Annotated in this window: 23 protein-coding genes and 3 pseudogenes; 2 read left to right on the plus strand and 24 right to left on the minus strand. The window is 58.5% G+C overall.

The window, feature by feature from the left end; genetic code table 11:
* The first annotated feature begins 706 nt into the window (after nucleotides 1-706).
* Nucleotides 707-1714 carry a hypothetical protein gene (locus ACYVNQ_RS35505; RefSeq protein WP_460910052.1) on the plus strand — a complete coding sequence of 336 codons (1008 nt, stop codon included), beginning with the start codon at nucleotides 707-709 and terminating at the stop codon, nucleotides 1712-1714.
* A 503-nt stretch (nucleotides 1715-2217) separates the two neighbouring features.
* Here ACYVNQ_RS35505 and ACYVNQ_RS35510 read toward each other — a convergent pair.
* From ACYVNQ_RS35510 to rfbB, 17 genes and pseudogenes are all read right to left on the minus strand, one after another.
* A complete protein-coding gene (locus ACYVNQ_RS35510; RefSeq protein WP_460910054.1) occupies nucleotides 2218-3321 on the minus strand; it encodes an acyltransferase family protein in 1104 nt (367 codons plus the stop codon).
* A 171-nt stretch (nucleotides 3322-3492) separates the two neighbouring features.
* Nucleotides 3493-4734 (minus strand): class I SAM-dependent methyltransferase, encoded by a 1242-nt coding sequence (locus tag ACYVNQ_RS35515; protein ID WP_460910056.1) that lies wholly within the window; start codon nucleotides 4732-4734, stop codon nucleotides 3493-3495.
* A 443-nt stretch (nucleotides 4735-5177) separates the two neighbouring features.
* A pseudogene (gene istB / locus ACYVNQ_RS35520) lies at nucleotides 5178-5962 on the minus strand (IS21-like element helper ATPase IstB).
* A 15-nt stretch (nucleotides 5963-5977) separates the two neighbouring features.
* Entirely contained in the window at nucleotides 5978-6121 is a 144-nt protein-coding gene (locus ACYVNQ_RS35525) for a hypothetical protein (protein ID WP_460910058.1), read from the minus strand.
* Nucleotides 6122-6170: 49 nt separating this feature from the next.
* The gene (locus ACYVNQ_RS35530) at nucleotides 6171-6656 is read right to left on the minus strand and encodes a Mu transposase domain-containing protein (protein ID WP_460910060.1); all 486 of its coding nucleotides are present in this window, start codon (nucleotides 6654-6656) and stop codon (nucleotides 6171-6173) included.
* A gap of 23 nt (nucleotides 6657-6679) precedes the next feature.
* Nucleotides 6680-6919: pseudogene (locus ACYVNQ_RS35535) on the minus strand (transposase); the annotation flags it as partial.
* A gap of 68 nt (nucleotides 6920-6987) precedes the next feature.
* Nucleotides 6988-7586 (minus strand): annotated as a pseudogene (locus tag ACYVNQ_RS35540) (transposase); the annotation flags it as partial.
* 147 nt (nucleotides 7587-7733) lie between these two features.
* Nucleotides 7734-10253: a glycosyltransferase family 4 protein gene (locus tag ACYVNQ_RS35545; protein WP_460910062.1), complete on the minus strand. Its 2520-nt coding sequence runs from the start codon at nucleotides 10251-10253 to the stop codon at nucleotides 7734-7736.
* A 90-nt stretch (nucleotides 10254-10343) separates the two neighbouring features.
* Nucleotides 10344-11657 carry a class I SAM-dependent methyltransferase gene (locus ACYVNQ_RS35550; protein ID WP_460910065.1) on the minus strand — a complete coding sequence of 438 codons (1314 nt, stop codon included), beginning with the start codon at nucleotides 11655-11657 and terminating at the stop codon, nucleotides 10344-10346.
* Between the two features lie 17 nt (nucleotides 11658-11674).
* A complete protein-coding gene (locus tag ACYVNQ_RS35555) occupies nucleotides 11675-12904 on the minus strand; it encodes an ABC transporter ATP-binding protein (RefSeq protein WP_460910067.1) in 1230 nt (409 codons plus the stop codon).
* Nucleotides 12905-13074: 170 nt separating this feature from the next.
* Nucleotides 13075-13953: an NAD-dependent epimerase/dehydratase family protein gene (locus ACYVNQ_RS35560; protein ID WP_460910069.1), complete on the minus strand. Its 879-nt coding sequence runs from the start codon at nucleotides 13951-13953 to the stop codon at nucleotides 13075-13077.
* Nucleotides 13954-13959: 6 nt separating this feature from the next.
* A complete protein-coding gene (gene gmd / locus ACYVNQ_RS35565; protein ID WP_460910071.1) occupies nucleotides 13960-14994 on the minus strand; it encodes a GDP-mannose 4,6-dehydratase in 1035 nt (344 codons plus the stop codon).
* Nucleotides 14995-15121: 127 nt separating this feature from the next.
* Entirely contained in the window at nucleotides 15122-15916 is a 795-nt protein-coding gene (locus tag ACYVNQ_RS35570) for an ABC transporter permease (protein ID WP_460910073.1), read from the minus strand.
* A 133-nt stretch (nucleotides 15917-16049) separates the two neighbouring features.
* A complete protein-coding gene (gene rfbD / locus ACYVNQ_RS35575) occupies nucleotides 16050-16970 on the minus strand; it encodes a dTDP-4-dehydrorhamnose reductase (protein ID WP_460910075.1) in 921 nt (306 codons plus the stop codon).
* Nucleotides 16971-17124: 154 nt separating this feature from the next.
* Nucleotides 17125-17673: a dTDP-4-dehydrorhamnose 3,5-epimerase gene (rfbC, locus tag ACYVNQ_RS35580; protein WP_460910077.1), complete on the minus strand. Its 549-nt coding sequence runs from the start codon at nucleotides 17671-17673 to the stop codon at nucleotides 17125-17127.
* A complete protein-coding gene (gene rfbA, locus ACYVNQ_RS35585; RefSeq protein ID WP_460910079.1) occupies nucleotides 17658-18551 on the minus strand; it encodes a glucose-1-phosphate thymidylyltransferase RfbA in 894 nt (297 codons plus the stop codon). The genes rfbC and rfbA overlap by 16 nt, the downstream gene beginning before the upstream one ends.
* Nucleotides 18552-18562: 11 nt before the next feature.
* The gene (gene rfbB / locus ACYVNQ_RS35590; RefSeq protein ID WP_460910081.1) at nucleotides 18563-19627 is read right to left on the minus strand and encodes a dTDP-glucose 4,6-dehydratase; all 1065 of its coding nucleotides are present in this window, start codon (nucleotides 19625-19627) and stop codon (nucleotides 18563-18565) included.
* Nucleotides 19628-19919: 292 nt separating this feature from the next.
* On the opposite strand from rfbB, the gene ACYVNQ_RS35595 reads away from it, so the two are divergent.
* Entirely contained in the window at nucleotides 19920-20774 is an 855-nt protein-coding gene (locus tag ACYVNQ_RS35595; RefSeq protein WP_460910083.1) for a symmetrical bis(5'-nucleosyl)-tetraphosphatase, read from the plus strand.
* 415 nt (nucleotides 20775-21189) lie between these two features.
* Here ACYVNQ_RS35595 and ACYVNQ_RS35600 read toward each other — a convergent pair whose 3' ends face one another.
* The 7 genes from ACYVNQ_RS35600 to ACYVNQ_RS35630 form a co-directional block, all read right to left on the minus strand.
* Nucleotides 21190-21780, minus strand: coding sequence for a phosphatase PAP2 family protein (locus ACYVNQ_RS35600; protein ID WP_460911239.1), 591 nt, complete (start codon nucleotides 21778-21780; stop codon nucleotides 21190-21192).
* A gap of 123 nt (nucleotides 21781-21903) precedes the next feature.
* Nucleotides 21904-22770, minus strand: coding sequence for a lysophospholipid acyltransferase family protein (locus ACYVNQ_RS35605; protein ID WP_460910085.1), 867 nt, complete (start codon nucleotides 22768-22770; stop codon nucleotides 21904-21906).
* Nucleotides 22771-22796: 26 nt separating this feature from the next.
* Nucleotides 22797-24086, minus strand: coding sequence for a dihydroorotase (locus ACYVNQ_RS35610; protein ID WP_460910087.1), 1290 nt, complete (start codon nucleotides 24084-24086; stop codon nucleotides 22797-22799).
* 123 nt (nucleotides 24087-24209) lie between these two features.
* A complete protein-coding gene (locus ACYVNQ_RS35615) occupies nucleotides 24210-25241 on the minus strand; it encodes an aspartate carbamoyltransferase catalytic subunit (protein ID WP_460910089.1) in 1032 nt (343 codons plus the stop codon).
* Nucleotides 25242-25385: 144 nt separating this feature from the next.
* Nucleotides 25386-25922 (minus strand): bifunctional pyr operon transcriptional regulator/uracil phosphoribosyltransferase PyrR, encoded by a 537-nt coding sequence (gene pyrR / locus ACYVNQ_RS35620; protein ID WP_460910091.1) that lies wholly within the window; start codon nucleotides 25920-25922, stop codon nucleotides 25386-25388.
* Between the two features lie 9 nt (nucleotides 25923-25931).
* Nucleotides 25932-26375, minus strand: coding sequence for a Holliday junction resolvase RuvX (ruvX, locus tag ACYVNQ_RS35625; protein ID WP_460910093.1), 444 nt, complete (start codon nucleotides 26373-26375; stop codon nucleotides 25932-25934).
* Complete coding sequence (locus ACYVNQ_RS35630; RefSeq protein ID WP_460910096.1) at nucleotides 26372-26950, minus strand: YqgE/AlgH family protein; 579 nt, start codon at nucleotides 26948-26950, stop codon at nucleotides 26372-26374. The genes ruvX and ACYVNQ_RS35630 overlap by 4 nt, the downstream gene beginning before the upstream one ends.
* Between the last annotated feature and the right edge of the window lie 30 nt (nucleotides 26951-26980).

Genomic DNA, 26980 nt, shown 5'->3' on the forward strand with positions numbered 1-26980 from the left:
CGAGCAGACTGCCGCCCTAATGCAGTTCGCACCGCTGAAACAGTTGATTCAGATTGGTGCGACGCAATCGCCCACCATCGAGACCGTCTCGCCGGCTCCGAACGATCGTCTGCGTCTCATCCACCAACCATCGCCAGCGGCGCTCCGATTGCCGCCAACTTCTCTATTACCTCGCCCCCGTTGTTGGTCATGTACGAATGTAATTGGCCAAATTTTGAGAAATCGTTTGATGTTAAAAGTAGGCACATATGCCATGAACCCATCGATACGATGAGTCACGTACACCGTAATGAAGCCATTGATGACGAGAAATAAATATAAGCCCTTGTTCCCTAAAGAGCTTCCTTGCACAAAATCCCAACTCGCTTACTGAAGCGAAAATAACGACCGCGGCAGATAACAACACCAGGTGCAGCAGTCATGCCCTGCGGTAGCTGAACAAGTCCGCAGCATCGACCGACATCCATCGTCAATTCCACTGCGTGGAAAAATAGCGACGCACCATCTTGAAAGTCCAATTGTCAAACAGGATTTTACACCTTAAACTTGACAATATTTCCAAAGCAAGCCTCATCCGGAATGCCACGGTCGGCTGCCGGTCCTAGGCGAGCGGAGGCATTCATCGGTCGCGATCTTAACAACGAATATGATGGCCATTAGACATATCACTCCGTTTCGCCAATTGGCTAGCGCATACTCTGCGCTCTTGAGCATTAATCACAACATCTTGCAACTTGCTCATTCACAGCGAAAGGCGCTGGGTGAAGTTCGGGATGCGATCTCATCAACCTCCCCACAACAGGAGGTTGATGTACTCCGGCAACAGCTGACGACGCTCGAGCAAACGCTCGATGCACGCATAGCAAGAGCGCTCCGAGAGCATATCTACTTGCCGCAGCCCTCGCACTGGTCCACGGATAAGCCTTTTTTGCCGTTTTCCACTTGCAGTGCTGCAGACTTCTTGCATCCGCGATACGCAGAGATTTGTGGAGTCTTGGACCATGGTTTGCAATTTCATCGCAAACTTTGGGAGTGGATTTTCGTGTTTCATCATCTCGACCAAGCGGGTGTACTGAAAGAGGGAAATCGTGGAATCGGCTTCGGTGTCGGCCAAGAGCGCTTACCATCCGTATTCGCTGCTCGCGGCGTGAGCGTGCTGGCAACTGATGCTCCGCCAGAAATCGGCGTTGCGAGCGGCTGGACGGAAACCGGTCAACACAGCGATAGTCTTGCAGAACTCAAGTTCCCGAAGATTGTCTCGGACGCCATGTTCGAGATGAACGTGTCACATGGTTTTTGCGACATGAACGCGATCGACGACCACTTAACGGGCTTCGACTTCACCTGGTCGTGCTGCAGCTTTGAACATCTTGGCTCGCTAGAAGCCGGTATGCAGTTTGTGATCAACAGCGTCGAACACTCCCTGAAACCCGGGGGTGTCGCCGTCCACACGACAGAATTTAATCTGTCGTCCAACGATGAAACAATCGAAGAAGGCCACACCGTACTTTACCGGCGCCGCGATCTCGAAGAGCTAGTCGAGCGTCTTAGGAAGGCTGGTCACGAAGTTCAGCCATTCGTTGTCGCGCCGGATTCACATTTTTTGGACTTCTACGTCGATCTGCCGCCGTACGCTGATGCACCGCATTTGAAAATTAAATTCGGCCGTCATGTGACGACATCCGCCGGCATAGTGGTACGGAAAAAAAGCTGACGTTTAGCGGTGGACGGCAGCACATGTCCCGCTGCCGTCGCACTCTCGGTATTGCTCAGTCCGTTTCCGAGGGATTATAGGATCGATACAGCCAGCCGGGTCTTTTGCCGCCATCGGGCCCAGTCTTTCTCGCACGAATAAAAATATACTGGCCAAGATCATGCTTGCGATACTCGATCAGATGACCAAACTTTGCCGCATCCAAATGGGCATCGGCCTGATTAAGATGGACATCCGCTGAGAATATTTCATCGGCCGCAAAGCCTAGATATCCAGACCAGCTTTTCCAAATGGCCTCGATAAACGTCCAATTTTCGGATCAAGAACAAACTGCAGTGATAGCTTATTTTGGCTGTCAGCAAGATGCGAATTTGTATCCCAACCAAGCCGAAATAAGCGCCTCGGATACTCGGTGGAAAACGTATTACGACGCCCTTCCGGAGGCGATCCAGCAATGCATTCCGCCCCCGCCGGGCCATGACGTCTGCGGCACGCAGCCTCGCTCAGGTCGTAGCTATAACGTTTGAACTGCGCGGAAATTTGCGCAAGATGCGTTTGCCGGGCAATTCGATGAATCGATAGGTAATTGACGCTAAAGCGATCGTTGCAAACATGAAACCGATTAGGAAAAAGGCGTTCGCATAAGGCATCTTGGTAGCGAGCACCACGCTTATCAAATGAATGGCGAGCTGCAAAGGGAAGTGAACCAAATAGATCGAGTATGATATTGTTCCCAAGTATATGAGTGGGCGAATCCGCAGCAATGCAGTGACCGTTGCGCCGCGCATGGCGCCAATAATAAGTGCTGGGAAACACACCGCGGCTATCGAGAGGTCTGAGTTCGCAGTGAAGTTGCCTTTCGTGCAGTAGTACAAAAATGCGAAAACTGATGCTATGGACATCACATCGCAAAAACCTGCCTTCAATCGGAGACGGGCAACGACGCGCCGATCGAAAGAGTGAAGCGCGACACCCAGAAAGAATCCAACTAGCGTACGAAAAACGTCGTTATCGATTCCGGTAGTAACGGCGTTACTGATTAGTCCATTATGTATAACAATCGACGCGGATAGCACAAAAATAGCAGCCATAATGGTCGATGCAATCTTTCGTGGCGCAACTATTGACATCAAAAAGACCGCGTTGGCGACAAACTCAGTGGATATGGACCACGATGGCGCGTTGTATGAAAACCCGCGCTCGAGCCCAGTTCGATTCAGCAAAAGCAGGTTGAGGGCAAAATCACGCTTGTCATTAAATGTATAGATGAACGCCGGATCATGCAGGCGATTTACGAGGACCCATTGCAGAGTCGCCACAACACACAGCATCGCCAAATGCAGCGGGTAGATGCGGGCAATGCGATCTCTAGCATTGATCAGAAATGCCCCCGCCCTACCGTCGGTCCAGTAAGTTCGTGCCAACACGAAACCAGAGAGCACGAAGAAAAAGTCGACTAGTAAGAGACCATGTCGATAAAAGGGCGCCATTATGTTGGCGAGCGGCGAAGCATTAAAGTGATTCGTGTAATGCCAGCCAATCACGCCTATCGCGGCAAGTGCCCGAAGGCTGTCGAGTTCGGGAAGGCGGGGCTTCGGTTGGCTCATCTGTGGTCTCTGACTGATCAGGTGGGATTTTACGCGAGATAGTGCCGCGCAGCACTATCCGGCGCTTCTGCGTGGTTGAGATTCAGCCAGCGTTCCACATTGACGTGTGACACATGCACTCGCCGATGATGGCGGTGTCTGCACCCATACGGCAAGATAGTCTCGGAATACCTACGCTCTCACAAAATCCACCCGATCTACAGACAGAGAGACTTCCTTTTCGCAAAAAAGACGAAGCTCTGTTCTCGTTTCAATTTTACTTACTGCAAAAGGGATTTCGATGACATCGCCGACGTGACGAGCTAAGTCGATTCCCAATTCACTTAGGATCAGACCTCCATTTCTCGAACACACGTCGAAGCGAGCGGCTCCCGTCTTCGCATCTCCACGTCGAAGGTGAGCGCGGGCCAGCCAACGCCCCTCTGGGATGGTCACATATGGCCCATGGAAACCCCAAGCATTGCTAGCATTGCGAACTATCAACCCCTGATTATCTCGGTGGGCAACAGGACTGAATATCGGCTCCCCGGCGGCGGAATAAGACAAAGATGCAACATCGAACTGGCTAGCCTCCCATACATTCGCAAGGATGGTGTCCGATGAAGGCTTTAACTTCCCCTGCCAACCGGTTAAGCATAGCGCCTGCTCGAAATATTGGACTGAAAATCCCAGTTCCAGCCATCCGTGATTTCGGGTCGCCCAAAGTGCCTCCCCGGATAGCCGTACACCCCACGGCATTGGCAATGCATCAGAGATCGGTTCCCCTGCAAAAAAAACTCTCCCGTTCGGCCTGACCATTTTATGAAGCGCTCTTAGCAATCTCAGATGGTCGTGACAATGATGGAAACACTCGAAGAACAGTACGGCATCAAACGGGGGGCCACCGTATGTCTCTGCCCAAAGAAAATCTGCATTCACAGCATTTATTGAGACGCCCTCTTTTGCAGCGCGCCGCGTGATTAGGTCACAAAACCGTGGTTCGAGATCAACAACTGTTACGTCAAGACCGGCTTTTGCTAAAGCGATTGAAGTGTTTCCCCATCCAGCCCCAAATTCGATAACGCGCGACCCGCGCGGTAAATCCATGGCGCGCAGAATTGAGCCGATTGCAAGATACTGCGTTCCGACGGTCAGAGTTCCACCAATGTTGTACGGATATGGCTGATTTACGGCCTCGTCAACATCAAACGGAATCGACTCGTTTTGCAGGGAGTAAGGTTTCCCAGCTATCTTTTCGTACAACTTCCACTGGAAATCAATGTATTCACCGCTGAAGGGGTCGTCGGGTAGGCCATCTGGCACGACCAACTCGTACTGATTCAATGAGTTGGCCGCCTCCGCGTCATATGTCACCCCCTTCCCGTGCTCGGATAGCATCTGATCGAGTTCGTCGAGTCTTATGGTTTGTTTCATGGGCGGCCGCTTGAACAATTCGGTTGACAGGAATCGCAGATACTACATCAAACGCCGTCGCGTCTGGCTCCGGGATGCTCGCACGATCTCAAGATCGTCAAAAGCTTGATAATCGACATCAATATGCAAAATAAGCTGTCAACATGCGGGCCCCCTTCCACCCTTGGTGCACGTTCACATCGTCGTAATGGCGCGGCTTCGTGAAGGCATAGTTGTACCGCACGACCAGGTGCTTGTACTCGACCGACGCACCAACTAGCGCGCCGACTTCGAGCCGAGGCGAGTGGTGAAAATTCTGCACGGCGCCCGCCGGCCCCCACCATGTCGTGTTGTGCAAGCTGGTGGCGCTGACGTCCCATAGTCACCTTCCGGCATAAAGGAGCCGGGTATTTCCGGCATGTACGCGCCAGCAGAAGTGATCAGAAACGGACATCGTGATGGTTTCAAGAATGGGCCGTCTGGCTGCCGTTTGCAAGGTTGGGAGTATGCCCGGGCAGGTGTCGTGGACTGCGATACGACTTACCGTCCAGCACAAGGCAATATGCGTTGTGAGCATCCGGTCGAGGGTGGCTGAAGCCAGCAGACGGTTGGAAGGAAACGCCTGATCCCACTCGGTCAGGTCAAGGTTGCTGGTGACGATGGTGGAGGCAGTCTCGTAACGCTCGGCGATCAGCTCGTGCAGATCCTCGTCAGCCGGCGGACGAAGCGGCTTGAGCCTGAAGTCGTCGATGATCAGCAGCTCGACGCGCACGAGACTCACAAGCCGGCGCTCATAGGCGCCAGTGGCACACGCAGCATTCAGGCTGGCTGTGAGCTGGGTGCAGGTAGTGAACAGCACATCCGCATCTTGGCGCACCGCGCAGTGGCCCAGCGCCTGCGCCAGATGGCTCTTTCCGGTGCCACAGGGCCCGACGATCAGCACGGGCGCGTGTTCGCCGAGATACCGGCCACCGGCCAGGTCGTGCACGAGTGCGCGGTTCAGCTGCGGCAGCCGCTCGAAGTCGAACTGCTCGAGCGTCTTGCTGGTGCGGAACGCCGGCCGACGCATGCGCAGCGCGAACTTCTTCTGCTCGCGACGCGCCACTTCGTCCTCGATGAGCAACACGAGGAAGTCGACATACGAGAGCTTCGCGTCGATGGCCTGACGGTTGCGCGCCTCGAGCGAATCGAGGATGCCGGACAGGCGCAGCTGCTTCAGGTGCGGGGTAAGGGCAGGCATGGGCTGCATGACGGACTCCTTGAGTCAGTGACGCGCGTCGGCGTCGGGAGCGAACAGCGATTGCGCGTTGCAGGCGAAACGCGCGCCGGGAACATGGACGGGCTCGCCCGCGGCGCCCGTGTCGTTCAGCGGATGCCGGTCGAAGCCGCCGGCAAGGATGGACTTCACCGTGTGATAGAACGGACTGCCCTGGGCGAGCGCACGCGCGCAGGCCGCTTCAAGGCGAAGCGCGCCCGTAGGTGTGCTGCAGACGCATGACGCCCTGTGCGGCACGCAGGCGCTCGAGAATGTGATCGGACAGCAGCAGGTCGATGAGTCCGGTGCACGCGGGGCCAACGCGGATGGCCAGCTCGAGGCACCACTGCCGGTCGTGTGCTAGAAACGCGAGGGCCTCGGGCGGCAGGTGATCGCGTACCGTCAGGCGTTCACCAGGGTGGCGGCCCCGCACATGGGAGGCGACCAGCCGGTAGTCGTCATAGAGGCTGACCGAGGCATCGGTCGCACGCAGCCACAGCGTCTTGCCGACCAGCGCAAACGGCGCCGAATACAGCACACGCTGATGGGCGACGTGACAGTCGCGATGCACCGAGACCTTGTGCCGGGTGCCCAGATCGGGCGCGACCGGCGGCAGTGCAGCATGAGTGGCCGCTCGAGCTCGAACAGCGCCAGCGGCGCCTTGCGCGTCGTGCCGTGAGCGATCCAAGGGGAGCTTATCGTGACGCTCACCTTCAGCACCTCAATTTCGAGGTCCCGTTCAGCGACCAACCTCTTCAGCAGATTGTTCTCCAGCTCCAGCGCCTTCAGCCGCTTCACATCATCGCTGACCATCTCGCCGAAACGCTTGCGCCACGCGTAGATCGACGCGTCGCTCACACCGTGGCGCTCCGCCACCTCGGCAATCGGTGCACTATCTGCTTCCCGCAAAATCCTAACAATCCGCTCATCGCTGAATCGACTCTTCTTCATGGCGCGCTCCGCATGGATGCACCATTATCCTAGTCGGCCCAGAACAAATCGTTTTGCGCGAGTCGGTCTTATGCAATTGCACTGCTGGCGGTGGTGCAGCCGAGCAATTCAACAAGAACAAGGGCGTAAAAAAGCCGCAGTTTTCTCGGGATCATGCGCAGGTTGTGACCGGCGCCGCATAGAACCGCATTGATCGCGTCGCCCAGCGCGCCCTTAAGCCAGTTCCGGCCGAGTTTGCCATCGGCCTTCATGTGTCCGATGGCTGGCTCAATGGCACTGCGCCGCCTGATCATCGCGCGCAGCGTGCGGGTGATGCCGCGTCGCAAGCCCGGATCGTAGATCTTCACGCCGTCGATTGCGGCACCCTTGTAGCCGCGATCGACAATGGCGATTTCGGTTCGACGTCGCTCAGGATCGCCGCCTGCTCCAGCGCCTCGGCCAGCGTGTGGCCATCCTACGGGTTGCCCGGCATCGAGCGTGCGCCGACCACCAGTCCTTCCTTATGCGTGGTCGTGATCGACACCTTGACGCCAAATTCGTACGGCGTGCGCGCCTTTCCCTTAGCCAGGCACTCGACTTCCGGTGCATGCAGCGCGTAGAGCTTGTTTTTGTCCTTCTGCTTTTGCGACAGGATCCGCCTTGTGCGGCCAATCAGTTCCTGCAATGCCGTGCTGTGGCGATCGGCCCACCATGCGTCGAACTACGCTTCTTCAAGAACATCGTCGTCCTCGCAACGTAAGGGGTGTGCCAGTCGGACAATCTCACCCGTCGCGACAAGGCGCGACGAAGCTCCCGTTCTCACATGGATCGAAACTCAGCTACGTGCATCTACTGGTACCCAAGCTTCGTACCATCGTGCTTCCAGCAGAACACTCTTGATCTGCTCTGCGCTTTCCGCCCAAGTAAGCCATGGCATACCCGTCGAGACAGGTGCCTGCCCTACTCCGTGTAGGCGAATCCATCCTTTGACAGCGTCAGCCAACGCCTCGGCCGAATCTCCGCTGAAATAATATGCATGTTCCCCCGCCACCTCTCGGAAAACGGGCATATCACGCGTGATAATTGGCAAACCTTTCTGCGCGGCCTCAATAAGCGGCAGCCCAAAACCCTCGCCATTAGAGGCAGTCAGCAGAACCGTCGAAGCCTCATAGACCAGTTCAAGGAATTCGTCGCTCGCGTCCTGCATCCAGAAAAGGTGTTTATTCTGCTCTTGATGCTGCTCAAGCTTCGTCGCAAAATCAGCCAAGCCCCACCCGGCTTTTCCGACAATGGCGAAATTGACATCGATATTCTCCGCCCAAAGCCTCTCAAACGCGGCGACAGCCTGAATGTGACCCTTGCGCGGCTCGACCGTGCCCACCATTAAAATGGTCGGCCTGGACCGCAGTGCTTGCAGGATCCGATCTGCGTCAGGCGGCAAGCCCTTCGACGGCTGACTGCTTTCGATGTCAGCGCCCAGATGAAAATAGCCGAGCTTAAGATCACGTAGGCGATTGACAGGCGCAGTATCGAGCCACAAGCGCAAATCATCGGCGACCGCACGCGAAATGCCGATCAAGCCATCCGACACATGCGAAATAGTCTTGAGCCACGGCGGGAAACATAAGGCGATAACTTCGGGGAACCAGTCTGGATGCATGACCGGAAGCAGATCGTAAACGACGAAATAGATCTTCACTCCGCGCCGACGTTGCTGAACAAACCACTGCTCTGCGGGCGGCACGCAATCTGCCACGAGGTCAAGGCCAAGGTAGATATCACCCTGCTGCGTGTCCAGCCATTCGTCAGCGTCGTCGACAGGCGTCTGCCCTACCCCGACCGTACGCCAGAACTCGTTGGCGTACCGATACGCCATCACGCTTCGATCCAGCCTGACGGGTCGAACTTGCCAGCCCGGCGGCGGCATCTTCAACAACTGAAGCAAAATAGACCGTGTGACACGCTGAATGCCCGATTTCGCGTCGACATGGCACAGTACGGACACGTCGACGAGTAACTGAGGAACCCGCCCCGCTCTCTGGTTGGCAGCGATTGCAGCCGCACTCACGAGAAAGTCGCCCTCAGTGGACGGCAGACCAATCTTCCCCAAGGCATCGATCAGACGACGATAACGGCTCGTTGCAGGCACATTCACATCCGTTGGCGCTCTCGATGCCGCAGGATCACTGAGCGCCTCCCTTGCCGCGCGGGATGCAAATGCTTCTTCAAATGCCTTCAGCGCGCGCTGACCTGTCTTGTCCCAAGAAAACTTGCTAGCACGCTCGATGGCGTTTTCGCGCAACGAGTGCCAGAACGTTTCGTCGACAAGCGCCCGTTGCATCATTCTCGTTATCTGCGACAAGTCCAGAGGATCAAACAGCGCATCTTCACGACAGATGACTTCCGGAATACTTGTGGTACCTGATCCGATTACCGCTGCACCGCACGCCATCGCCTCTAGTGCAGGGAGGCCAAAACCCTCGTGCAGCGACGGGAAGACAAACAGTTGACAAAGGTTGTATAACGCAATGAGCTCTTTGTCTGAAACATAGGCGGCAAGTACAAGCTCATCTTGCGAAAGGCCATTTGACTTCGCCAGTTGATACAATTTTTCCGAATTGGATTCGGTCGCCTGGCAAACCATGAATAGCTGATACTGCTTTCGCAATTCAGCAGGCAAACGCGAGTATGCGACGATCAACCCGTCCAGGTTTTTGCGTGGCTCGACGATGCCCGTGGTCATCACGAAAGGACGCGTGATGCCGAATTTAACGAGGAGCGCCTCTCGCTCAGCTTCAGCGAGCTCGATTGGCTTGAACGCATCGGAAACGGCGGTCGAGATATTGGTTATCCGTTCGCGCGGGACGCCCAGTTCAGTCGCAGCCTCTTCGCCGCAATACGCCGATATCCCGAGCAAAACGTTGGCGCGCTTAAGCGCCTCAATCTTTCGCATGTAGTGCTGCTTGAAACCCGCATCGATCAGATACTTGTCAGGGTTCAGATACGGGATCAAATCGTACAGCGTCACCGCTGTCAGCGTTTCGGGATAGAGCCTTTTGATCGACGTGACGGAGTTGTCGACATAGCCTTCGAAGAGGCTGCTGATATGAACAATGTCGGGCTCCAGTTCGGCAACCGCATGTTCTCGAATCATTTCTGCGGCACTGGCGCGCCAATCGTCGATTCCTCGGTACAGCGTCAACGGCGGCAACGAAAAGACGGCAATGCGATCTGCCGGTAATAGATCGACGAACGCGTGTCGAATTATCTCAACGGAGTCGGGAAACAGGTCGTTCAGAACAATCCAAACTTCGTGATCCCCCGCATTGCGCACAATGGCCTTAGCCAAAGCCATGCTATAACGTCCAATTCCTCGCAATCTGCTAACAGACTGGCAACCCTGTAAGTCCAAAACGATTCGCATAGTTGTTCTGGCGAATATTAATTAGTTATTGATGTCTGATTTCTTGGACTGCAACAAATCCTGATAGACCGTCTGCGCTCGCGCGGTCAATTGCTCAACCGATTCGACGGCCACCGTCGCAGGCGCGGCACCGAGCGCCTCGTTTCCGGCGATGCCCACCAGTCTTGCACGCAGTCCAGGATAACGTCGCAGCGTGTCCGCCACACGCTGCTTCAACGTCGGATGAGCATGTAAAAAAGTTGCTCCGCGAACCAGCACAGGGCGAGCTACGCGCTTGACGCCTTGTCGCGAGAAGCCCACCGACTTCATGCTACCGATCACTCTACGAATGGGCCCGGTTATCCGCCATGATGTGCTGTTCATCAGTGCATCCACCTGCTGACGCGCGGTGTTTGCAGTTACCTCTGCAGACGCGGCGCGTGCCTGAGCATCGACGGCAACCGCCTTCAGTTCAATCGAAGCCCGTTCGGAGCTACGCAACGACTCCTCTGCGGTTCGAAGCTTTTCGCGCCACAGCACTGCTTCCTTTTCTGCCTCAAGAACTCTCTCTATCAACGCATTCACGTCTTCCTCCTCGTCCTTTGAGACTGATAGTGGAGAAGCGCTCACGAGTGACTCGGCGATTTTTATCAGGTCGGAATCCTGATTTTTGAAAGCAATGATCGCATAGTCCGGCGCCTGCATCAGATTCTGATCCAACGCGGACACGACATTGTTGATAACTGTTGCACCCAGCAACTCGCCCGGCATGAGCCGCAGATTATTCTCCACTTCGCCTTTGTTGACAGGCACGACAACAACCCGTCCAAACCCAGAATACTCGGCAGCAAAACTAAGCAGCAACGATGGGATAGGCCGTTCGTGCGTTGGGTCGAGATAGAAAGTGCACGCACCCACAACCAGATTCGCCGGATTAGGTGTCTCTAGCAAAATGGCACCGCCATCATCCACGACCCTATGCGCTTCCTTAAGAAATTCCAGCAACTGGGTAAATCCAAGATGCTCGACGACGTGAAACGCACTGACTAGAGCATAGGCACCATCCGGTTGTGAGCGCAAGTGCTGCATCGCATCGGCTGCGAACACCGAAAGCCCCCTATCGACGCCCGCCCGCACGAAGTCCTCGTTCAGATCGAGCCCCTCAGCGGGCACACCACGCTCTGACAGCAACTCCAGCCACTCTGCACGGCCACAGCCAACATCTAGCATCTTTTTCGGGATACGGGCCGCGAGAGCCTCAACGATCGGCAAGTAAATCCTCTGGCGCCGTTTTATGACGTCTCGATCGCCGCGGAAGCGGTCTTCCAGTGCGCGGTAAAAATCATCCGTGACCATAGCGTGCCCGACTCTTCCTAATCCTGATAATGTTCGACGGTGAGCGTCGGCTCCAACCATGCGCAACCGACGAACCTCTTTCTTGACATGTTTAGTACCTGGAACACTACCGCAAGATCACGCCACTCGTAGTTCTGGCCAACGTGTGAGTGGCCTGCGTGCAATGCCGTCGCTATCGAATACGATCCTTCGCCCAGATTCATCGGAAAAAGAAACTGATATCGCATCCGATCGCCAGCCACTAGCGACGTAGCGGAGCGTTCCAAATGATGGGTGTTTGTTCCAAAGATCGATTGACCAAGCCGGTCTTTTATCATGTAACCGAGCACCAGTTCCTTGATATCTGCATGCACAGCAACATCGATTTCCAGCCTGACAGGACTGCCCACATCAATAACTTCAGCGGGCGTACCTTGTGCATCCACAATGCGAATGCTTGCAATTGATGCTTCCCCCGATCCCGACACCGTCTGCGATTTACCTTCGCTTGTCGTGAGCTGACGCACTGAGAGTGCTTCCTTGTCAGCTAGCAGCGCGTTGTAATAGTCAAAGATTTCTTCCGGTGGACCTTGTTTGACGAGCCTTCCTGCATTCAGCAGGATCGCCTTGTCGCAGATCGCCTGAATTGAAGACTTGTCGTGAGATACGATCAGCAGCGTCGTACCCGCTTCGCGGTACGCTCTGATCCGGTCGAAACTCTTGTGCTGGAAATATGCATCTCCAACCGACAAGGCTTCGTCGATGATCAGAATATCCGGTCGATTGAACGTAGCTACGCTGAACGCGAGCCGCATCTGCATCCCACTCGAGTACACACGCACTGGTTGATCGATGGCATCGCCGATCTCGGCGAAATCCTCAATCTGCTGCATATGCGCGTTGATCTCATCTACGGAATGGCCGAGCAGCTGCCCGGCCATAAGCACATTCTGGCGCCCGGTAAAGTCCGGATGAAATCCCATCCCGAGTTCGAGCATCGCCGCCACGCGCCCCGTCATTGCAATCGTGCCGCTTGTCGGTTGCGTCGTTCCGGTGATCATCTTGAGAAGCGTGCTTTTGCCGGCACCATTGATGCCCACAAGGCCCACCGCCTCGCCTTGCTCGACCTCGAAGCTTACGTCCTGCAGCACCCATTTCGTTTTATGGCGAGTGATCGGAACAGGCGAAAGCCACTCCAGCAGTCGGCCGAATCGCGAAGGGTACTGCTTATAGGCCTTAGCAACCTTTTGTACGGAAATACTGCCCATTTGCTCTTGATCCGCGTATCTACGTGGCTTGCGCTGTCGACACACTGTGTCGACGCGCCACATATGTTCTTTGACCACCACTCAGCGTGTAGCCGTGACGCGCTGCCCGTCGCCGCTTGGCTGTTGCAAGCCATGCGCCCCTCGCTTGAACAGCTTATGAGGAACGCACTTCAGCCTTTGACCATCCAGTCGATAGTCGAGCGAATATTGATCGGTTGCACATGGGGAACAACAGCGTGCAATTTCTTCGAAGAACCAACGAGAATCTTGACTTCGTTCTCTCGCACAAACGCCGGATTCACCCGAACCTCAAGGTCATGACCTGACGCTTCGCGAGCCATTTGCAGCACTTCCTGCAGCGTATAAGGCTGTCCGCTGCAGATGTTCACCACTTCCGATGCGACGTCCGATTCAAGCAAGGCGCGATAAAACCGCGCCACGGTCCGCACATCGGAGAAGTCTCGAGCAACGTCGAGGTTGCCCAGTTCGATAACCGGGCGACGATCGACAAAGTGCGAAACGATCTTCGGGATCAAAAAGCGGGACGACTGTCCCCGCCCCGTGTAGTTGAAAGGACGCACCATCACGATGGGCAACCGATCAAACCACGTCCTGACCAGGCTTTCCATCGCCAGCTTGCTTGCGGCGTAGTGGTTGACCGGCGCGGGAATCACACTCTCGTCGATCACACCGCCAGCGTTGCCGTACACATTGGCGCTGCTCACTACGAGAACCTTCTCGGGACGATGTCCAACGTCCGCGCACGCCTGTAGCAGATTCAACGTCCCGATCACGTTAACGTGATACATATCCAGCGGAACGTCATGTGCGACGAAGCTGATCGCCGCGAGATGAACGATAAATCTCGGGCGGACCTCCTCGATTACCTTGCGGCAGTCTGCCAGCGACGTGATATCGAGTTGGCGTTCCGATTCGCCAGCGACTTCACCAACGCTGGTTCCCAATACGGTGCATCCGGCGCGCACCAGCTCGTCGCGAACATATGCTCCAGTAAAGCCATTCGCGCCAGTGATCAGAACGTTGTGCATGGCGGCTTAGAACGAGAAGCCAATCTTGTTTCGCTGCAAATCCGACTCGACCATCAATTTGCAAAGCTCTTCAAGTGACGTCTTCGCCTCCCAGCCGAGTTCCGCCTTCGCCTTCGACGCGTCACCGATCAGCAACTCGACCTCAGCCGGCCGGTAAAACTTCGGATTCACACGAATCAGAACCTTGCCGTTCGACGCGTCCACGCCCTCTTCGCGCTCCGCCTCGCCACGCCACTTGATCTCGATGCCAACCGCGCGAAACGCCATCGACACGAAATCGCGAACTGTCTCCGTCCGGTTGGTTGCGAGCACATACGTGTCCGGCCGCTCGACCTGGAGCATCTTGTACATACCGTCAACGTATTCCTTGGCGAAACCCCAGTCGCGCTTTGCGTCAAGGTTCCCAAGTTCCAACACGTCCAGCTTGCCAAGCGAAATCTTCGCAACGGAATCGGTGATCTTGCGGGTCACAAACTCGCGGCCACGCAGCGGTGACTCGTGATTGAACAGAATGCCGCTCGAGCCGAAAATATCGTATGACTCACGGTAGTTGACCGTGATCCAGTGCGCATACAGCTTCGCAACGCCGTACGGGCTACGCGGATAGAACGGCGTGTCTTCCTTTTGCGGCACCGCTTGAACCTTGCCGAACATCTCGGACGTAGATGCCTGGTAGAAGCGGATCTTGCTGTTGACGATACGAATGGCGTCGAGAACGTTCAACGCACCCACCCCGGTGATCTCGGCGGTAGTACGGGGCTGCTCGAACGAAACGCCAACGAAGCTTTGTGCGGCAAGGTTGTAGACCTCTCGCGGCTCGGCCTTCTCGATAAGGCGAATAGTTGCGCCGAGATCGGTCAGGTCATGCTCGACCAGATGAAGCTTCGGGTGATTCTGGACACCGAGGTCTTCGAGGCGCCAGAAGTTGACCGAACTGGTACGACGGTACGTACCGTAGACGTCGTAGCCGCGCTCCAGCAGCAATTGGGTGAGGTACGCTCCGTCTTGTCCTGTGATGCCAGTCACAACTGCGCTCGTCAATTCCATCTCCTTAGAAAGCTCTCGGTGCGATAACCGCACCGCACGTTGGTAACGCCAGACTCGACAGATTATAGCCGACGCCCTCTTCCTTCCCTCTGAACAAAGGGCGCGCAAACGCGCGCCGCACCTACAGCTCGTCGACCATTTCTGCCGCGTGCCGCCGGAACAGGTGCAAGCCAAACATACATAGCAGCAGCCCCACCACGAACACGGGCCACACCACGCTCCAGTCTGGCCACGCTCGGTTCACGAGAATAGCCTGATAGCCCATGATCAGATCGGCCATCGGATTGAACGCGATCAACGCCCTTGCACGCTCGGGAAGCGCATGCCAGGGGTAGACGACAGGCGTAAACCAAAACCAGAATTGCAGAAAAATCGTCATAAATTGCCCAACGTCGCGAAAAAATACGTTGAGCACGCCAAGCGTGATGCCGAGGCCGATACTGAATACGATCTGAACAATGAGCAGCGGAACAATAGCAATGAACGGCGTACCCGGAAAATTGCCGCTGAAAATCAGAAAAACCGTAAACAAAGAAAAGATAATGACGAAATTAATCAGCGCCGAGATCGTCACGATTACAGGTAACGCGATCCGGGGAAAGCTGAGTTTCTTGAGCAGATTCGCGTGCTCGATGAATACTCCTTGCCCTCGCGACACGATTTCGGCAAACAGCCCCCAGGACAATATGCCTGCACACAGATAAATGCTGTATCCGAACGTGCTTTGAACACCGGGCATGCGCGACTTCATCACTTCCGAAAAAATGACTGTGTACACGAGGATCATCGCGAGAGGCTGCAAGACCAGCCACGCTGCACCAAGCATGCTGGTTCTATAGCGTGTCTGAAACTCGCGCTTTACGCTGCCAATGATGAAGCCCCTGTACCTGAACAGGGCGCTCAAAAGTCCACTCAAGTCAAGTCCTTAATTGAATGTCGCGACGGAAGAAAAACCCAAAACCAACAGGAAGGGACGCCCCGTTCCTGCGACCCGCTATTGTCGGTTACTGTGCGCGTATTGAGCAACTACGGGGCACGAGCGTGGCGGATTATCGCAACGTCGAACCGTCATCCACCGGCTGCAGGCAGCGCTGCAGTTCTGCGTGCCAGTGCGGCGCAGCGATACCAAACACGCTCGCAAGCTTTTCGTTCGACAACCGCGAGTTGGATGGTCGCCGCGCTGGGGCAGAATACTGCGCGGTTGTTATCGGCACGATTTTCGGTGCTGCACTGGGCGATGTGTGTGCAAAGATCGCCTCAGCAAACTCGGCCCAATTCGTAGCGCCCGAAGCTGTCATATGGTAAATGCCCGCGCGTTCCGTCCACCATGGCAATGCTTCGCCGTGCAACGTGGGCGCTGTGCGCAGCATACGCGTTGTCATCTCCGCGATCGTTCTGGACCATGTTGGCGCACCGAACTGATCCGCCACCACGGACAATTCCTGACGCTCAGCGCCGAGACGCATCATGGTAAGCAGGAAGTTCTTGCCGTGCAGACCATATACCCAACTCGTACGCAACACCACCCATGCACCACCCACCTGCTCGATAGCACGCTCCCCAGCCAGCTTGCTCTGTCCGTACACGTTTAGAGGCTGCGGACTGTCGGACTCAACGTATGGGCCGTCTTTCGTACCATCGAAGACGTAGTCGGTTGAATAATGAACGAGCAACGCGCCAACGCGACGTGCCTCTTCTGCGAGAACGCCCGGCGCTATGCCGTTTATCTGCATTGCCAGTTGCGGCTCAGCTTCCGCTTTGTCCACCGCAGTGTAAGCGGCACAATTCAGAATAACCGTAGGCTGGATTTCTGCGATCGCGCGTCGCATTTGCGCGAAATCCGTTAGATCCAACACACGCCTGTCGGCCCCTACGACGATGCCCAACCCGGAACACTGCTCGACCAGCGCGTTGCCCACCTGCCCGGTTGCGCCGGTCACAAGAATGACGGGATTAGTGCGTTGGTTCATAGGTATAAATTGCAGACAGTCCTCAATCCGCCCACTGAATTTACCGGTCACTCGGGCGCCGAGTCCAGATTATAGAGGTGTCTTGCTTACAGTCCGGCCGTAGCTCAAATACGCGATGCCTTCGCGGAGCAGACTGCCACGAACCTGCCCCCCATCAGTAGCGATCGATCTCGGCAAGCCGCTGACCATTCACATCCTTGGTGGCCAGAATTGGAGCCTCGACGATAGGCCATTTGATTGCCACATCCGGATCGTTCCACAGCAGACATCGCTCATGCTCCGGATACCAATAGTCGGTGGTCTTATAGACCAAATCGGCCATATCAGACAGCACTAGAAATCCGTGCGCAAAGCCGGGAGGAATCCAAAGTTGCCGCTTATTGTCCGCGCTCAAATGCTGCCCCGTCCATTTGCCAAAATTCCGGGAGCCTTCACGCATGTCCACCACGGCATCGAACACCTCTCCGCCGATCACCCGCACCAACTTTCCTTGCGCATGTTGAATCTGATAGTGCATTCCCCGCAGCGCATGCTTCACCGATCGCGAATGATTGTCCTGCACAAACTCAACGCCGGCCTGCACGTGCTCCGCAAACTCACGCGCATTGAAGCTTTCCCAAAACAAACCCCGAGCATCACCGAACACCCGCGGCTCGATGACCTTCACTTCAGGCAGCGCCGTCGCGGTTACTGTAATTGCCATACCACCCTGTTCGTCAAAAGATTCTGCAGATATCGACCGTAGTCGTTCTTCGCGAGCGGCGCTGCCAGCCTCAACAACTGCTCCGCATCGATCCAGCCTTGCCGGTACGCGATCTCCTCCGGACACGCAACCACCAGCCCCTGGCGTTTCTGCAGTGTCGCAATGAACATGGCCGCGTCCATCAGCGAGTCGTGCGTGCCGGTGTCGAGCCACGCATAGCCGCGCCCCATGATCTCCACGTTCAGCTTGCCGGCACGCAGATAGTGGGAGTTGACGTCGGTGATCTCATATTCGCCACGCGCCGAAGGCTTGATACTCGCCGCGACGTCGCAGACGTCGCTGTCGTAGAAGTACAGGCCGGTCACCGCATACGACGAACGCGGCTGTGCCGGCTTCTCTTCAATCGATACCGCGCGTAGCTGCGGGTCGAATTCGACCACGCCGTAACGCTGCGGATCGTTCACGTGGTACGCAAACACCGTCGCGCAATCGGTTCGCGCGTTGGCGTGCCGCAACTGCAGCGCGAGGTCGTGGCCATGAAAGATGTTGTCGCCCAGCACCAGCGCGCTCGGTGCGCCGCCGAGGAATTCGCGGCCAATCACGAACGCCTGCGCAAGCCCGTCCGGCGACGGTTGCACCTCATACCGCAACGACATGCCCCACCGCTGGCCGTCGCCCAACATTGCCTCGAAGCGCGGCAAGTCCTGCGGCGTAGAGATGATCAGCACCTCGCGAATGCCCGCCAGCATCAACGTCGACAGCGGGTAGTAGATCATCGGCTTGTCGTACACCGGCAGCAACTGCTTCGAGATCGCATGCGTGATCGGGTAAAGCCGCGTACCCGATCCACCCGCGAGAATAATGCCCTTGCGTTGCATCCCGATTCCGGTCAAACCGCCCCCGCGTAGTGCGTTTCCATCCAGTGCCGATAAGCGCCGCTCGTCACGCCAGCGGTCCATTCGGTATTGGCGAGATACCACAGCACCGTCTTGCGCATGCCGGTCTCGAACGTCTCCGCAGGCCGCCAGCCGAGTTCGCGCTCGATGCGTGTTGCGTCGATTGCATAGCGGCGGTCATGTCCCGGACGGTCCTTCACGAATTCGATTTGTGACGCATACGGTGCACCGGAGACCGATGGCCGCAACTCGTCAAGTGCACTACACAGCGTATGCACGACGTCGATATTCGCCTTCTCGTTCCAGCCGCCGATGTTGTATGTCTCGCCGGGCACACCTTGCTGGAGCACAGTGCGGATTGCCGCGCAGTGATCGCCGACGTACAGCCAGTCGCGCACGTTCTTTCCATCGCCATACACCGGCAGCTTCTTGCCCGCCAACGCATTGATGATGGTCAGCGGAATCAGCTTCTCGGGAAACTGGTAAGGACCGTAGTTGTTCGAGCAGTTCGTCGTGAGTGTGGGCAAACCATAGGTATGGTGATACGCGCGCACCAGATGGTCCGAGGCCGCCTTGCTCGCCGAATAAGGGCTATTCGGTGCGTACGGCGTATGCTCGTTGAAAGCGGCGTCGGTAGCTTCGAGCGAACCGAACACCTCGTCGGTCGAAACGTGCAGAAAGCGGAACGTGTCTTTCGCCGCGCCGCTGAGTCCATTCCAGTAAGCACGGGCTGCCTCGAGCAGCGTAAAGGTGCCGACCACGTTGGTTTGCACGAACTCGCCGGGCCCATCGATCGAGCGGTCGACGTGACTCTCGGCCGCGAAGTGCAGCACGGCACGCGGCTTGTGGGTGGCAAACAGCGCGTCGAGCGTGGCGCGCTCACAGATGTCGGCCTGCACGAAGATGTGCCGCGCATCGCCTTCGAGCGACGCAAGCGTCTGCGCATTCCCCGCGTAGGTCAGTTTGTCGATGTTCACGACTGGCTCGTCGTTCAGGCGCAGCCAGTCCAACACAAAGTTGGCACCGATGAAGCCGGCACCACCGGTCACGATAATCATGCTATCCCCTCGGTTGAGCTCGCCACGCAGTTCGACCGACAAACTCACCACGAACTTTGGTTACTCCCGAGCTCGTGTTGGCCGATGCCAAGGCTTCAAAACAAAGTATTATGTCACGCGATATCGTGCAGTCGACGTGCGCGCAAGGCGATGCGCACGCTCGTGCAGCGAAAGGGCATCGGTACACGTCACGCGAATGGGCACATCGGCATTAGGGCCTGGTCTCTCGCCCGCGTCGGTGCCTTTGCGCACATGAAACGACTCGCAGCAAGCTTATCCGAACCGACTGTAGATGACCATTTTCAAGAGGCCTCCCCCCCTCGCCTTCGGCGACCTCCAAGGCTGCCACACCGAATACAAGCGCCTGCTCGCCAAAGCCGCCCCATCCGACGACACGCCGTTGTGGTTCGCCGGCGACATCGTCAATCGCGGCCCGGGCTCGCTGGCCACGCTGCGCGACCTGATCGCCCTCGGTGAGCGTGCGGTAACCGTCCTCGGCAACCACGATCTGCACCTGCTATCGGTGTCGGCCGGCATCCGCAAGTCGAAAAAAGGCGACACGATCGACGAAATCCTCGCCGCGCCCGACGCGCAGGACCTGCTCGAATGGGTGCGCCATCGCCCGCTCGCGCATTTCGAAAACGACACGCTGCTGGTCCACGCCGGCGTTCCGCCTCAATGGGACGCGACGCTGACCATGGAACTCGCTGACGATCTGCAACGTGCGCTACGCGCGCCGAACTGGAAAGAAACGCTCGCCGGCCTGTACGGCAATGAGCCGAGCCGCTGGAAGTCCGGCCTGAAGGGTATCGACCGCCTGCGTCTGACCTGCACCGCGTTGACCCGCATGCGTTTTTGCAATGCCGACGGCCAGATGGACTTCACGTCGAGCGGCGGCCTCGATTCGGCACCGAACGGCTATATGCCCTGGTTTGAGGTGCCGGGACGACGCACCAGCGACGTTACCGTCGTGTTCGGCCATTGGGCAGCGCTCGGCCTGCTGATGCGCGATAACGTCATTGGGCTCGACTCGGGCTGCGTTTGGGGCAACAAGTTGTCTGCAGTCACACTCACACCCGACCCGGAGCATCGTGCGCTAACCCAGGTGGAATGTGCGGGATGCCGGGCCGCCAACGACGTCGAATAGAATTGCTGCAGAAAATGAATGGGCCGCAGAAGCGACTATGGTTGGCGCGCCAGTTGACCCCGGTTGCACGCACGAGGGTCCAGTTCGATTGTCCGGGCACCGGTACCCGACGCTACAGCGTTGGCAGCGAGTAGCAGCGCCAACCTGCCCACGTCGACGGTCGGTCCGTCGACACTGAATTTGACAGCGGGCGCGGTCCACTCCTTGCACTTCGTATCAATCCAACTTTCTGTTGTCGTAGCCGTGCTGCGATTCAGATTATCGTGAATGACATCGGCGTGAGCACTTGCAGATAGTCCAACGAAAACCAGACTGGCAAGACTGAGTATTTTCATGATCTTTTGCCTTTGGTTCTCGCTGAATAGCAGCAATATTAGCCGATTCGCGTGCGGCGCCCTACTCCTTGATCCGGAGCTCAACGCTCCTGCGCAAGCCCCGGCAACAACCGCGCACAAACCCCCGGCGAATACGCTTCGATCATGTCCTGAATCGGTGCGTGATGCCCATATGCAAACGTCGCGATCAACAGCAAACCAAACGCCGCAAAGCGCGGCTTGAACAGCGGCACCTGCGCGCGCACGAACATGCGCACGAACAGCACCGCGACAGTCGCGCCCAGCAGCCATCCCGCGACTACTTCAGCCACCGTATGCGCATCGTCGAATACGCGCGCAACCGCGGTCAGCGCGCCCACCAGCAGCCCGATGGTTACACCGACGCGCGCATTGCCGCCCAGGCACCGGCATAGCAGCGTGATCGCAACGGTCCACACCGCAGTGGAAAGCGTCGTGTGCCCGCTGATCATCCTGAATCCAATCGACGAGATCTCGACGCCGCAGCCGGCATACAGAATCTTCGTCGCGCCGACCAGCGCCATGCCGGCCGCCAGCAGCAGCATCCAGCGCGCCGCCATATGGCGTGCGGAAAACCACAGCCAGATCGCGCAGGCGGCGGCGATCGGCAATGTCAACGCGGCGTCGCCCACACTGCTCAGGGCGCGCCACAAGTAGAAGTCGGGGTCGAAGGGCATCGCCGCAGTGTAATGCATCGGGCACCGTCACTCTGTGCGGTGCAACACGGCGCCCTTGTTTTGCATGGAGCCGCTGCGCGGGCAGCGGCATGTACAGCCTTACTGCGCGAAAGGCCGGTCTGGCTGAGGCTGGTCTGCCTGCGCGTCCTGTATGTCTTGCGCGTCGCGTATGTCGTTGTCGCGAGTGCCCTGGGCAGCCCCCACCAGCACGCCCCGCGTGTCCCGCCCAGCGCCACCCTGCAACTGCGCGAGCGCCGCGCCCACCACCGCCTGCGCCTCGGCGGCCAGCACACGCCGTTCTGCACCAGGCGCAAGCGCCTCGCCCACATACACATGCGCGGTCAGCGGCGCGCCGCGCAACAGCGCATCAAGCGACTCGCCCAGCGACAGGTCGCCAATATACGCAGGCGCCGTCGACTGTTTACCGTGCGCATCCTCGTAATACAGGCACAGCGGCTGCACCGGCCGCGCAGCCGACACCGCCGCCTGGAACAGGTTCGAGTGAAACGGCAGCAACTCGACGCCATCCGATGTCGTGCCTTCCGGAAACACGCAGATCGCCTCGCCTTGCTCGAGCCGCTGCGCCAGCTCCTGCATGATGCGTTTCGCTTCGCTGCGCTTTTCGCGCTGGATAAACACGGTGCCGAGCTGCGCCGCGAGCCAGCCGACCACCGGCCATTTGCGCACTTCGGCCTTCGATACGAAGTGCGTCGGCCGCCACGCATTGATCACGTAGATATCGATCCACGAGATGTGATTGGCAATGACGAGCACCCCCGCGTCGATCCGCGCGGCATCGTTATGCACGACAAGGCGCATGCCGGCGATCTGCAGAAAACGCAGCGACCACTTGCGGTTCAGTTCGTCGCGCTCGTCTTTCGACGCGCGCGGGAAGCGGGTCGCCACGACCCACATGCCGTACAGCAGGTGGGCCACCAGTCGTATCTTGCAAAGCGCGAGCTTCATCGTCAGGTTCTTCCGTAGGCTTCGCGTCAGCGCTGCTCGAATGCCAGCTGGCCGGACACGACGGTCGCCCGCACCCGTGCCGGCAGTTCGTAGCCGAGGAACGGCGTGTTGTGCCCCTGGCTCTTCAGCGCGCGGGGCTCGACGCGCCAGTGCGCGCCGCGCTCGAACACGCACAGGTCGGCCACGCCGCCCACTTCTATACGGCCCGCTTTGTGCCCTTCATTGAGCTTCAGCACGCTGGCCGGCGCAGAGGTGATGTGCTTTAACGCCTGCGCGAGCGGCAGGCCGGCTTCGTCGGCCCACTTCACCGTCAGCGACAGCAGCAGTTCGAGGCCCGTCGCGCCCGGCGTCGCTTCGGCAAACGGCAGCAGCTTTTCGTCGTCGTCGACGGGCGTGTGGTCCGAGCAGATCGCGTCGATCGTGCCGTCCGCGAGACCGGCGCGAATCGCGTCGCGGTCGCGCTGCGCGCGTAGCGGCGGGTCGAGCCGGTACTGCGCGTCGAAATAACCGATGTCGACGTCGATCAGATGCACGTGGTTGATCGTCACGTCGCAGCTGACCGGCAGCCCTTCGGCTTTCGCCGCCCGCATCAGCTCGATGCCCGCAGCCGACGACAGATGCGACAGATGCACACGCGCACCGGTCACGCGCACCAGTTCGAACATCGTATGCAGCGCGATCGTCTCGGCCGATACCGGCACGCCGGATAGCCCGAGGCGCGAGGCGAGCGGACCGCTCGCCGCCACGCCGCCCTGCGCGAGGTAGGCGTCCTGCGGGCGCAGCCACACGGTGAAGCCGTACGTGCTCGCGTACTGCAGCGCGCGCAGCAGCACCTGGGTGTCGACCACCGGCACGTCTGCCTGCGAGAAGCCGATGCAGCCCGCTTCGGTCAGCTCGACCATCTCGGTGATCACCTGCCCTTTCAGGCCGACCGTCAACGCGCCGAGCGGATACACGTGCGCCTGGTTCAGGTTGCGCGCGCGGAACTTCAGCATTTCGACGAGGCCGGGCTCGTCGAGTACCGGGTCGGTATCGGGTGGGCACACCAGCGTCGTGACGCCGCCGGCGAGCGCCGCGGCCATTTCGGATTCGAGCGTCGCCTTGTGTTCGAAGCCGGGCTCGCGCAATCGCGCGGACAGGTCGACGAGACCTGGCGTGACCATCAGCCCGTGTGCATCGATCGTCTTGGCCGCGTGGAACTCGGCCGGCGCGCTGCCCAACGCGACGATCTTGCCCGCCGCGATAAATACGTCCTGCTGTGTCTCGGTGCCTGCCACCGGATCGATCAGCGTGCCGCCTTGAATGTGAATCTTCATGCGCTGCCTTCTTCTGCGTTGTCTGTTGCGTGCTGAATGTCTGTTGCTGCTGCGCTTTGCATGCCGTAGCGTCGGGCTTCGATCGTTGCGGGCGCGGCCGATCGTTGATCGTTGCGCGCGCAATCAGTCGTGGTTGCCCGCGACGATGCCCATCACCGCCATGCGCACCGCAATGCCGAACGTCACCTGGTTCAGGATCACCGATTGCGGGCCATCCGCCACCTGCGAATCGATCTCGACGCCGCGGTTCATCGGCCCCGGATGCATGACGATCGCGTCGGGCTTCGCCAGCGCGAGGCGCTCCGGCGTCAGGCCCCAGCTCTTGAAATACTCCTGCGCCGAAGGCAGCAGCGCACCGCTCATGCGCTCGTTCTGCAGGCGCAGCATGATGATCACGTCGACGTCTTTCAGCCCTTCGTCGAGGTTATGGAACACGCGCACGCCCATTTGCTCGAGGCCGCCCGGCAGCAGCGTGCGCGGGCCGATCGCGCGCACTTCCGGCACGCCGAGCGTGGTCAGTGCGTGGATGTCCGAGCGCGCCACGCGCGAGTGCAGGATGTCGCCGACGATCGCCACGCGCAGGTTCGTAAAATCGCGTTTGTAGTGGCGGATCGTGTACATGTCGAGCAGGCCTTGCGTCGGGTGCGCGTGGCGCCCGTCGCCGGCGTTGATCACGTGCACGTGCGGCGCGCAATGTTCGGCGATCAGATACGGCGCGCCGCTCGATGCATGACGCACCACGAACATGTCCGCATGCATCGCCGACAGGTTGTTGATCGTATCGAGCAGCGATTCGCCCTTGCTGGTCGACGACGCGTTGATGTTCAGGTTCAGCACGTCGGCCGACAGCCGTTTGGCGGCGATCTCGAAGGTGGTGCGGGTGCGCGTCGAGTTCTCGAAGAACAGGTTGAACACCGACTTGCCGCGCAACAGCGGCACCTTCTTCACTTCGCGGTCGGTCACGCTGACGAACTGGTCGGCGGTATCGAGAATGTGCGTGACGATCGCGCGCGGCAGGCCTTCGATCGTCAGCAGATGTTTGAGCTCGCCGTTCTTCGTGAGCTGCGGGTTGCCTTTCAGGAAGCCGAAGCGAAATCGCTCGGCGGCCTCGGCTTGGGAGGTTGAATCCTGATTGACCGGATTAGGCTTGTTCATCGTGTTCCTGAATCAGACGTGCCAATGTGCTTGAGGCTTTGTTGCTTGACGCATTGTTGCTTGAGGCATTGGCATGCGTTACGCGATAGTGCGCGTCGGCGCCCTTGCCGTGAATTGCATGGCGCCCGACGTAAAAGCGCGTGCTCAATCGGCACGCGCTTCGGTATGAAACGTGAAATGCTGATCGCCCGCGTCGCCGTGGCGCGCGAGCACCAGCGTCGCATCGGCCGGCACATCCACCTCCGCGCCGACGAAGCGCGCCGCCACCGGCAGCTCGCGCCCGCCGCGGTCCGCGAGCACCGCGAGTTCCACCGCGGCCGGCCGGCCGTAGTCGTACAGCTCGTTCAAGGCCGCGCGCACGGTGCGACCGGTATACAGCACGTCGTCTACCAATACGATGCGGCGGTTGTCGACCTCGAATGGCAGCGAGGTGGGACTCGCCTGCGTGTGCAGGCCCTTTTTCGCATAGTCGTCGCGATGCAGTGCGACGTTGACCACGCCGAAGCTCGGCAGGTTCAGGTCGCGCGCCAGACGCTCGGCAAGCCATGCGCCGCCGCTGTAGATACCGGCAAGCACGGCGCCGTGCGGGCCGGCCGCGGGACCTTGCAGGCCCTCGCCGTATGCGGCGCGAATCTGTTCGAGCACGGCGCGATACAGCGCCTCCGCGTCAATGGAACTCATGTTCGTCGCTCAGTGTTGGGGCTCAGGGCCGGCCGACAGGCCGTCCAGATATTGCTGCAGGATAATGCAGGCCGCTTCGGCATCGAGCATGTCGGCGCGCGCCGTGCCCGCGCGTACGCTCGATTCGGCATCGACCGACGAGTAGCGCTCGTCGACCCAGCTTACCGGCAGATTGAAACGGCCATTCAGTTGATTACCGAAACGTTTGGCCTGCTGCGTCATTGCGTGCGGCGTGCCGTCCGGATGCATCGGCAAGCCGACCACCAGCGCGTCCGGCCGCCACTCGCCGATCAGCTTGGCTAGCTCAGCGAAACGATATTCGCGGTTGCGGTTCGGCACGACCACGAGCGGCCGTGCGCTTTTTGTCAGGGAATTGCCAACCGCCACGCCGATGCGTTTCTCGCCGTAGTCGAACGCAAGCAGCGTCGACTCACGTCCGGGCGCACCGCTCATGCGTGGCCCGCCTCGCCGGAGAGCATCGACAGCGACACGCCGAGCAGCGCGAGCGCGGCTTCGAAACGGTCTTCAGCCGGCACGTCGAAGACGATCTTCGGGTCGGATTCGACCGTCAGCCAGCCGTTCTTCGAGATCTCTTCCTCGAGCTGGCCCGCGCCCCAGCCGGCATGGCCGAGCGTCAGCAGGAAGCGCTCCGGGCCCTTGCCGTTGGCGACCGCTTCGAGCACGTCTTTCGACGTGGTCATCTCGAGCCCGCCCGGCACCTGCATCGACGACGTGTAGCCGCTGCCCTGGCCCGCGTCGTGCAGCACGAAGCCGCGCTCGGTTTGCACCGGGCCGCCGAAGTACACGGGGACATGCAGCAGAGGTTCGATTTCCAGCTTCAGATCGATGCGGTTGAACAGCGCTTCCAGATCGATATCCGTGGGCCGGTTGATCACGAGACCGAGAGCGCCGCGCTCGCTGTGATCGCAAAGGTAGATCACCGTTCCCGAAAAGGTCGGATCCGCCATGTTGGGCATGGCGATCAGGAACTGGTTGGTGAGGTTGATGCGATCGGAACTCTTGGACATAGGTCAAATTCTAGCAAAGACGAGTGGAAG

Source organism: Paraburkholderia jirisanensis, assembly GCF_054782355.1.